The 2,097-nt window shown below is 37.1% G+C and carries 4 protein-coding genes; 2 read left to right on the plus strand and 2 right to left on the minus strand.

The features are described from left to right. Together AC1DUW_RS26735 and AC1DUW_RS26740 are read left to right on the plus strand one after the other, a co-directional pair. The coding region (locus AC1DUW_RS26735; protein WP_477643919.1) for an MFS transporter at window positions 1-849 on the plus strand (849 nt) is incomplete at its 5' end. Between the two features lie 29 nt (window positions 850-878). Next, window positions 879-1,016 (plus strand): hypothetical protein, encoded by a 138-nt coding sequence (locus AC1DUW_RS26740; protein ID WP_477643920.1) that lies wholly within the window; start codon window positions 879-881, stop codon window positions 1,014-1,016. A gap of 80 nt (window positions 1,017-1,096) precedes the next feature. On the opposite strand, the gene AC1DUW_RS26745 is transcribed toward AC1DUW_RS26740, so the two are convergent. Further along, entirely contained in the window at window positions 1,097-1,369 is a 273-nt protein-coding gene (locus AC1DUW_RS26745; protein ID WP_053346541.1) for a hypothetical protein, read from the minus strand. Between the two features lie 206 nt (window positions 1,370-1,575). Then, window positions 1,576-2,097: ATP-binding cassette domain-containing protein (locus AC1DUW_RS26750; RefSeq protein WP_477643921.1), on the minus strand; the 522-nt coding region annotated here is incomplete at its 5' end.

A 2,097-nucleotide genomic window follows, 5' to 3' on the forward strand; every position in this document is an offset into this window, starting at 1 on the left:
CCATTAGGTTTGGTAGCGGGTTCTTTCAGTCTTACGCTTATAGCCTACTTGACTACCGATGCCCAGTTTTTAGCCTGGGGTTGGCGGATTCCTTTCCTATTTAGTGCTGTTCTAATCGTTTTGGCTCTTTGGATCAGAGGGGGGATAGAGGAAACTTCGGCTTTCCAACAACAGAAGGAAAGCGGAGAAATTGCGAAAGTTCCTATTGTAGAAACATTCCGCAATCATCGTAAAAGCCTCTTTCATGTGATTGGACTCAAAATTGGAGATGGGTTCTTCAATGTATTTCTTATGTCTTTTGTACTTGTCTATACTACTACCTATTTAGGTTATTCAAACGAAATAGCCTTAACGGCTCTAACAATTGGCTGTGCTACGATGATTATTACGATTCCAGTGGTTGGATATATTTCTGACTTTATCGGTAGGAAAGTTATCTATATTAGTGGATTGGTACTTATGTTTCTTCTTGCAATTCCTTACTTTTTCATGATTGAACAAGGAGCGACTTGGTTGTACTATATGCAAGCTGCCATGCTCGGTATAATTTGGGCGGCAATTTTCGCTACACAAGGAACATTGTTCTCTGAACTCTTTCCAGCTAAAGTTCGTTATACTGGGCTATCTTTCGGCTATCAAATGGCCGCAGCTATAGTAGGTTTTGGTCCTATGTTATGGACAACAATGGTAGATTCATTTGGCCCATCGCATTGGGTATTTGGAGGATTCATGATGGGAGGGCTTACACTTTCTTTGGTATTAAGTCTGTTTGTTCCCAACACTAAAAATGTATCACAATATGAAGAAAGTAAAGAAAAGTTTAAAAAAGATAATTCACTTCAAATTTAATTATTAGCTGAATACTGGTAAGAGCTATAGTGTCAATTTCTTTAACAATCACTATTTTCGAACCAGGGGGCTTCAGCATTGGTTTTGGGCGACTTTATGTTTGCGGACTGTTAGGAGGTTTGCCTGCGGGCCTATTAATTGGTCCTGCTTTTGGCGGCTACGGATAAGCCTATCATTACTCCCCCATCTCCTATCTTTTTTTAAAATGTTAATTATATGGCCGGGTCTATAACCCGGTTTTTTGATTTCAGCAAATATGTTCATCATATTCGGGTTTTAGGAAAGTTGACCACTTCTGTTTTTGATAGGAATAATGAAAACAATTAAAGAAAAACGAAAAATCGTCAAAAAAGAGTGAACATTTATCATCAAAGCTATAGGAATTTAAAAAATCAACAATAATAGCTTGTTGATCCACTAGGTCAAATATTCCGGTTACATAAAATTGATAACTGAATTTATCATATAAAAAAAGATAGCCTGTCTCCTCAAAAGCATTTTTTACTGAAATCTCATCCAATTTAACTCACTCCTTTCTTAACAATATACCTTTTACTTCTCAATATTATTCAGTGCTAAAAGGAAAAGATTACTATTTATAGATAATTATCGAAGATTGTTTTTTATCTTCTATACGGAGGATAAAAAAGAACTGTATGGTTGGGGAACTGAGGAAATGAAAACAGCACATCCATTATAAAAGGATGTGCTGCTTTCATTAATCTATTATTTGTACATTTCAGCAACTTGTTTTTGCAATTGAGTATCTTCAAGGTACTCATCGTAACTAATTTGCTTATCGATAGTACCTTTTGGTGTAAGTTCAATAATTCGGTTTGCTACCGTTTGAATAAATTGATGATCATGAGAAGAGAAAATCATAGACCCTTTAAAGCTGATTAATCCATTATTCAATGCCGTAATTGACTCTAAGTCAAGATGGTTAGTCGGTTCGTCAAGCATTAGAACGTTTGAACCGCTTAGCATCATTTTAGAAAGCATGCAGCGGACTTTTTCGCCACCTGAAAGAACACTAGCCTTTTTCGTAACTTCATCACCAGAGAATAACATTCTGCCTAGGAAGCCGCGAAGGAAGCTTTCGCTCTGATCATTAGGAGAATATTGACGCAGCCAATCGACAAGAGTTAAATCAACACCATCGAAGAATTCAGCGTTATCTTTAGGGAAGTATGCCTGAGAAGTCGTAACACCCCATTTGAAAGATCCGCTATCCGGCTCTATTTCACC

Source organism: Peribacillus sp. P4_C12 (assembly GCF_056402095.1).